Here is a 6684-nt window from a genome sequence, read left to right on the forward strand (position 1 = left end):
GTTGCGGACCAGCGGACGGCGGACGCGGTCCTCGGCGGTGGCGTAGCGGAAGGCGAACCGGCCCTTGTCGCAGATCCACTCTTCGTTGACCTCGGGGTCGTCGCCCGCGAGCTTCCGGGTGACCTTGCCGCGGCGGAAGTCGGTCCGCTCGGCGCAGCCGGACGAGCAGTGCTCGCACACGCTCGGCGAGGACACCAGGTCGAACGGCCGCGAACGGAACCGGTACGCGGCCGACGTCAGCGCGCCGACCGGGCAGATCTGGATGACGTTGCCGGAGAAGTACGACTGGAACGGGTCACCCGAAGTGGTCCGGGAAGCCAGGTCCAGCACGTCGGCGGTCTCGGCGGTGCCGATCTGCTGGTGGGCGCCGCGTTCGAGGAGCTCGATGAACGGGTCGCCGGCGATCTCGCGGGAGAACCGGGTGCAGCGCTGGCAGAGCACGCAGCGCTCCCGGTCCAGCAGGACCTGCGAGGAGATCGGCAGCGGCTTCGCGAACGTCCGCTTCGTGTCGACGAAGCGGGATTCCGCGCGGCCGTGCGCGAGCGCCTGGTTCTGCAGCGGGCATTCGCCGCCCTTGTCGCAGATCGGGCAGTCCAGCGGGTGGTTGATGAGCAGCAGCTCCATCACACCCTGCTGGGCCTTGTCCGCGACGGCCGAGGTCAGCTGGGTCTTCACGACCATGCCGTCGGCGACCGTCATGGTGCACGAGGCCTGCGGCTTCGGCATCGGACGGCCGCCCATTTCGACCTCGACCAGGCACTGGCGGCAGGCGCCCGCCGGGTCGAGCAGCGGGTGGTCGCAGAAGCGCGGGATGACCGTGCCGAGCCGTTCGGCGGTGCGGATCAGCAGCTCGCCCTTGGGCGCGATGACCTCTTCACCGTCGATGACCAGCTTGACGTGGCCCTCGGGGACCGGGGTCTCCTCCGCGGCCGTCCCGGGCTTGTCGGGTGCGATCGTCATGCCTGCGCCCCCACCAATTCGCGCTTGTTTTCGTGACACAAAGCCAGGAACTCGTCCCGGAAGTACTTGATCCCGCTCTGGATCGGCGAGACCGCGCCGTCGCCGAGCGCGCAGAACGAGCGGCCGAGGATGTTGTCGCAGACGTCGAGGAGGGTGTCGATGTCCTCTTCGGTGCCCTTGCCCGCCACCATGCGCTCCAGGATCTGCGCCAGCCAGTACGTGCCCTCGCGGCACGGCGTGCACTTGCCGCAGGACTCGTGCTCGTAGAACTGCGTCCACTTCATCACGGCCCACGGCACGGAAACGGTGTCGTTGAAGACCTGAACGGCCGTCGTGCCCAGCATCGACCCGGCTTCCGCCGCGCCTTCGAAGTCCAGCGGAACATCGAGGTGCTCGGCGGTGAACATCGGCGTGGACGAACCACCCGGCGTCCAGAACTTCAGCGGGACGCCGTCCTTCATGCCGCCCGCCATGTCCAGCAGCTCGCGCAGTGTCGTGCCCAGCGGGCATTCGTACTGGCCGGGGTTCTCGACGTGGCCGGAGATCGAGTAGATCTTCGGGCCGGGCGACTTCTCACGGCCCATCTGGCGGAACCAGTCCGAACCGCCGTTGATGATGTACGGCGCGCTGGCGATGGTCTCGACGTTGTTGACCGTGGTCGGCGCCGCGTAGAGACCGGCGGCGGCCGGGAACGGCGGCTTGAGCCGCGGCTGGCCACGACGGCCTTCCAACGAGTCCAGCAGTGCCGTCTCCTCGCCGCAGATGTACGCCCCGGCGCCCGCGTGCACGGTGATGTCGAGGTCGAATCCGGAGTCGAGGATGTTCTTGCCGAGGTAGCCCGCGTCGTAGGCCTCGCGCACGGCCGCGTTGAGACGGCGGATGCAGTGCAGCGCCTCACCGCGGACGTAGATGAAGCAGTGGTGCGAGCGCATCGCGTACGAGGCGATGACGCAGCCCTCGATCAGCGAATGCGGGTCCGCCATCATCAGCGGGATGTCCTTGCAGGTCCCCGGCTCGCCCTCGTCGGCGTTGATCACCAGGTAGTGCGGCTTGTCCTCGTTCGGCGGCATGAAGGACCACTTGATGCCCGCCGGGAAGCCCGCGCCGCCACGGCCGCGGAGGCCGGAGTCCTTGACCAGCTGGACGATCTGCTCGGGAGTGGCCTTGAGCGCCTTGCGGATCGCGGTGTAGCCCTCGAGGGCTTCGTAGGACTGGATCGTCCACGAGTTGGGCGAAAGCCACCGCTTCGTGAGGACCGGGGTGATCGGGTCAGCCATTACTTCTTCTCCACTTCAGGAAGCGGAACGTCCTTCATCGCGGGCGCGGTCCAGCCGCGGTCCTGCGCGACCTGCGCGCCCCGCAGGGTTTCGACGGCCTGCGAAGGACCGTCGACGTCCGTGCGGTACTGCTGCGCGTCCTCCGGGAAGAACCCGGCGAGCTGCAGCTCGGCGCCCTTGAAGCTCGACAGCGGCGCGCCGCGCGTCGGGGCCGGCTTCTTGCCCGCCTGCAACGCGTCGACCAGCGCGACGGCCTTTTCCTCGGTCTGGTTGTCGAAGTACTCGTAGTTGACCTGGATGACCGGAGCGAGGTCGCAGGCCGCGAGACATTCGGCGTGTTCGAGGGTGATCGAGCCCTGCTCGTTCGGCGTGCCCGCGGTCTCGTTGTGCCCCAGCGGCTTCTCCTCGGAACCGAGGTGCGTCTGGAGCTTCTTGTAGATCGCGTCGCCGCCCATGGCCGCGCACAGCGTGTTGGTGCAGACGCTCACCAGGTGCTCGCCGCACGGGCGGCGCTTGTACATGGTGTAGAACGTCGCGACCGCGCTGACCTCGGCGTCGGACAGGTCCAGGTTCTTCGCGCAGAAGGCGATGCCCTCCTGACTCACGTAACCCTGCACCGACTGCACCAGGTGCAGCATCGGCAGCAGCGCCGACCGGGACTGCGGGTAGCGCGAGATCAGTTCCTGCGCCTTGGCGTGGGTGTCGGCGTCGAAGATGTCCGCGGGCTTCGCGTTCTCCAGGATCCCCTCCGCGAGGGCGGGGTCGGGCGAGATCGCGACGACGTCGACGTCACCGCCGGCGGCGACGTGGGTCTGCTCGGCGAAGCTGGAGCCGGGCTCGGGTGTCGGTGTCGTTCCGGGCTGGGTGCTCAACGGTCCACTCCCCCCATGACGGGGTCGATCGAGGCGATGGCGGCGATCACGTCCGCCACCAGGCCGCCTTCGGCCATCGCGGGCATCGACTGCAGGTTCACGAAACTCGGTTCGCGCACGTGGACCCGCAGCGGCCTGGTGCCGCCGTCGGAGACCAGGTGCACCCCGAGCTCACCGCGCGGCGATTCCACCGCCGTGTAGGTCTGGCCCGGCGGGACCTTGAAGCCTTCGGTGACCAGCTTGAAGTGATGGATGAGCGATTCCATCGACTGGCCCATGATCTTGCGGACGTGCTCCAGCGAGTTGCCCATGCCGTCGCTGCCGATCGAGAGCTGCGCGGGCCAGGCGACCTTCTTGTCCTCGACCATGACCGGGCCCGGTTCGAGCTTCTTCAGGCACTGCTTGATGATCCGCAGGCTCTGGTGCATCTCCTCGACGCGGATCAGGTACCGCGCCCAGCAGTCCGCGTCGGTCGAGGTCGGGATGTCGAACTCGAACTCGTCGTAGCGGGAGTACGGCTCGGTCTTGCGCAGGTCCCACGGGAGGCCCGCGCTGCGCAGCACCGGACCGGTGACACCGAGCGCGAGGCACGCGTCGACCGGCAGGTACCCGACGCCCTTGAGCCGGTTGCGCCAGATCGGCTGACCGGTGAAGAGCTTGTCGTACAAGGGAAGCCGCTCGTCCATCGTCTTGACGAACGCGCTGACCGCCTCGTGGTAGTCGGCGGGCATGTCCTGCGCGAGACCGCCGGGGCGGATGAACGCGTGGTTCATCCGGAGACCGGTGAGGTGCTCCAGCAGGTGCAGGACCTCTTCGCGCTCACGGAAACCGAGCGTCATCGCCGTGGTGGCACCGAGTTCCATGCCGCCGGTGGCGATGTAGACCAGATGCGAGCCGATGCGGTTGATCTCCAGCAGCATCACGCGCAGCAGCTCGGCGCGGCGCGGGGCCTGGATGCCGAGCAGCTTCTCGACGCCGAGGCAGTACGAGAGTTCGGTGGAGAGCGGCGCGAGGTAGTCCATGCGCGTCACGAAGGTGACGCCCTGGGTCCACGTGCGGTACTCGCAGTTCTTCTCGATCCCGGTGTGCAGGTAGCCGATGACCGAGCGGAGCTGGGTGACGGTCTCGCCCTCCATCTCCAGCACGAGCCGGAGCACGCCGTGCGTCGACGGGTGCTGCGGGCCCATGTTGATGACCATGCGCTCGTCGTGGCGAGAGTCCTCGATGAGGTCTTCCCAGTCACCACCGGAAACGGTGTAGACGCGGCCTTCGGTGGTCTCGCGGGAGTCGGCTTCGGGGACTTCCGTCTCTTGGAATTCGGTGCTCACGAGTACGACCTCCGCTGGTCCGGCGGCGGGATCTCCGCGCCCTTGTATTCGACCGGGATCCCGCCGAGCGGGTAGTCCTTGCGCTGGGGGTGACCGTCCCAGTCGTCCGGCATGAGGATGCGGGTGAGCGCGGGGTGCCCGTCGTAGACGATGCCGAACATGTCCCAGGTCTCCCGCTCCTGCCAGTCGGCGGTCGGGTAGAGCCCGACCAGCGACGGGACGTGCGGGTCCTCGATGTCGAGGGTGACCTCGATGCGGATCCGGCGGCGGTAGGTCATCGACGTGAAGTGGTAGACCGAGTGCAGCCGCTGCGGGACGTCCACGCCGTAGTCGACGCCGGACAACGAGCTCAGCAGCTCGAAGCGGAGACCGGCGTCGTCGCGCAGGGTCCTGGCGATCTCGACGAGGTGCTCGCGGGCGACGTAGAAGGTGATCTCGCCGCGGTCGACCGTGGTCTGCTGGATCGCGCTCGCCGGAACCTTGTTGTCCGCCAAGGCCGCGTAGAACTCGTCGGCGAATTCGTCGAACCAGCCGCCGTACGGGCGCTCCGCCGGGGGCGGGCTGAACGCGGGGAGCCGGACGCCGCCGTAACCGGAGGTGTCACCGGTGCCGTGCACGCCGAACATGCCCTGGCGCTCTTTACCGGTGACGACCGGCTCGGCCGGGCGGGTGCCCTGCGGTTCGAGACCGCCTTCGGGCCGCTCGGCGCTGGACTGCTCGCCGCCCGTCTCGGGGACTTCGGGAGTGTTGTCTTCGGGCACGTCGCTCACTTCTTCGCGTACTTGATCGAGGAGGCGATCAGCTCGGTGCGCTCACCGCTGGCGGCACGGATCGCGGCCCGGCGGGCGTTGATCGGCTCGTCCTGGATCTTGGCGTGCAGCTTCAGGATCGCGTCGAGCAGCATTTCGGGGCGCGGCGGGCAGCCGGGGAGGTACATGTCGACCGGGACGATGTGGTCGACGCCCTGCACCACGGCGTAGTTGTTGAACATCCCGCCGGACGAGGCGCAGACGCCCATCGCCAGCACCCACTTGGGCTCGGCCATCTGGTCGTAGATCTGGCGCAGCACCGGCGCCATCTTCTGCGTGACGCGGCCGGCGACGATCATCAGATCCGCCTGGCGCGGCGTCGCGCTGAAGCGCTCCATGCCGAAACGCGCGATGTCGTAACGGGAACCGCCGACGGTCATCATCTCGATCGCGCAGCAGGCGAGACCGAAGGTGGCGGGCCACATCGAGTTCTTGCGGGCCCAGTTCACCAGGCCTTCGAGACTGGCCAGGAGGATGCCGTTGGGGAGTTTTTCTTCGAGGCCCATGCTTCTCTAGTTCCAATCCAGGCCGCCGCGACGCCACACATAGGCGTACGCGAAACCGACCGTCGCGATGAACAGCACGATCTCCACCAGGCCGAACATGCCCAGCGCGTCCGCGGAGACCGCGAACGGGTAGAGGAAGACCATCTCGATGTCGAACAGGATGAACAGCATCGCGGTGATGTAGTACGCGACCGGCATCCGGCCGCCGCCGACGACCGGCTGCGGCGACGGTTCGATGCCGCATTCGTAGGCCGCGAGCTTCGCCTTGTTGGCCCGGCTCGGGCCGACGAGCGGGCCGAGCAGCACCGAAAGCACCGCGAATCCGAGAGCGAGGACGAACAGGAGGACCAAGGGGAGGTACATGTCCAGATTGGGCACCTTCGAGGTGTCCGCCTGGGCCAGCACGGGCAACATCAGCACGGGGTTTTCGCCATCCTTTCCGCGCCGCTGCGGTTTTCGAGTCGGGGTTCACCGCTTCCCTCGGTCGGCACCCTAAGTCACCTGGGTCACACCGCCGAGGGTTAGGCAACCCTTACGGGCCGTGCATGACGGCCCCCTTGCTTGTGAAATAGTTCACAAGCCTCCCGTCGAGGATGTGAAGCGATTCACAAAGCATGGGGGGAGTGTAGGACGTGACTCACATTCTTGTCCCTAGGCCCCGTGCTATAAGGCTGCCCTAACTTGACCGCACGGCCAGTACGGTTTCTTCCCACGTGCGATACCGGTGACCTGCGACGTCGTTCCGAAGATCGACTCGGGGAGTCCGTTTGACCACGTTTGTCCTGTGACCGATACCACTGCGCGGAGTACCCGTGACTGGTCCAGACGTGTGGTCCGGCGCAGGTGGGACACGGGATGAGCGCCAGATGGGCCGAGGTGGCGGGCCTGTGCGGTGGCGCGTGGGTCGGGGTGGTCGTGAGTGGCAAGTGCCG

The 6684-nt window shown here is 67.5% G+C and carries 7 protein-coding genes; all 7 read right to left on the bottom strand.

Features of this window, described 5'->3' with window-relative positions; translation table 11 throughout:
* On the bottom strand, positions 1–960 hold a 960-nt coding region (locus tag CFP71_RS14155; protein WP_143267082.1), incomplete at its 3' end, for a 2Fe-2S iron-sulfur cluster-binding protein.
* On the bottom strand, positions 957–2237 hold the full coding sequence (gene nuoF / locus CFP71_RS14160) for an NADH-quinone oxidoreductase subunit NuoF (RefSeq protein ID WP_093934316.1): 1281 nt from the start codon (positions 2235–2237) through the stop codon (positions 957–959). The genes nuoF and CFP71_RS14155, both read right to left, overlap by 4 nt.
* A complete protein-coding gene (gene nuoE, locus CFP71_RS14165) occupies positions 2237–3109 on the bottom strand; it encodes an NADH-quinone oxidoreductase subunit NuoE (RefSeq protein WP_093934317.1) in 873 nt (290 codons plus the stop codon). Before nuoE ends, nuoF begins: the two co-directional genes overlap by 1 nt.
* On the bottom strand, positions 3106–4437 hold the full coding sequence (locus CFP71_RS14170) for an NADH-quinone oxidoreductase subunit D (RefSeq protein WP_093934318.1): 1332 nt from the start codon (positions 4435–4437) through the stop codon (positions 3106–3108). The genes nuoE and CFP71_RS14170 overlap by 4 nt, the downstream gene beginning before the upstream one ends.
* Positions 4434–5198 (bottom strand): NADH-quinone oxidoreductase subunit C, encoded by a 765-nt coding sequence (locus CFP71_RS14175; protein WP_093934319.1) that lies wholly within the window; start codon positions 5196–5198, stop codon positions 4434–4436. Before CFP71_RS14175 ends, CFP71_RS14170 begins: the two co-directional genes overlap by 4 nt.
* A 5-nt stretch (positions 5199–5203) precedes the next feature.
* The gene (locus CFP71_RS14180) at positions 5204–5752 is read right to left on the bottom strand and encodes a NuoB/complex I 20 kDa subunit family protein (protein ID WP_005151847.1); all 549 of its coding nucleotides are present in this window, start codon (positions 5750–5752) and stop codon (positions 5204–5206) included.
* A 6-nt stretch (positions 5753–5758) separates the two neighbouring features.
* Positions 5759–6166, bottom strand: coding sequence for an NADH-quinone oxidoreductase subunit A (locus tag CFP71_RS14185; RefSeq protein WP_093934320.1), 408 nt, complete (start codon positions 6164–6166; stop codon positions 5759–5761).
* Positions 6167–6684 lie beyond the last annotated feature (518 nt).

The sequence above is a fragment of the Amycolatopsis thailandensis genome, assembly GCF_002234405.1.
Lineage (GTDB): Bacteria > Actinomycetota > Actinomycetes > Mycobacteriales > Pseudonocardiaceae > Amycolatopsis > Amycolatopsis thailandensis.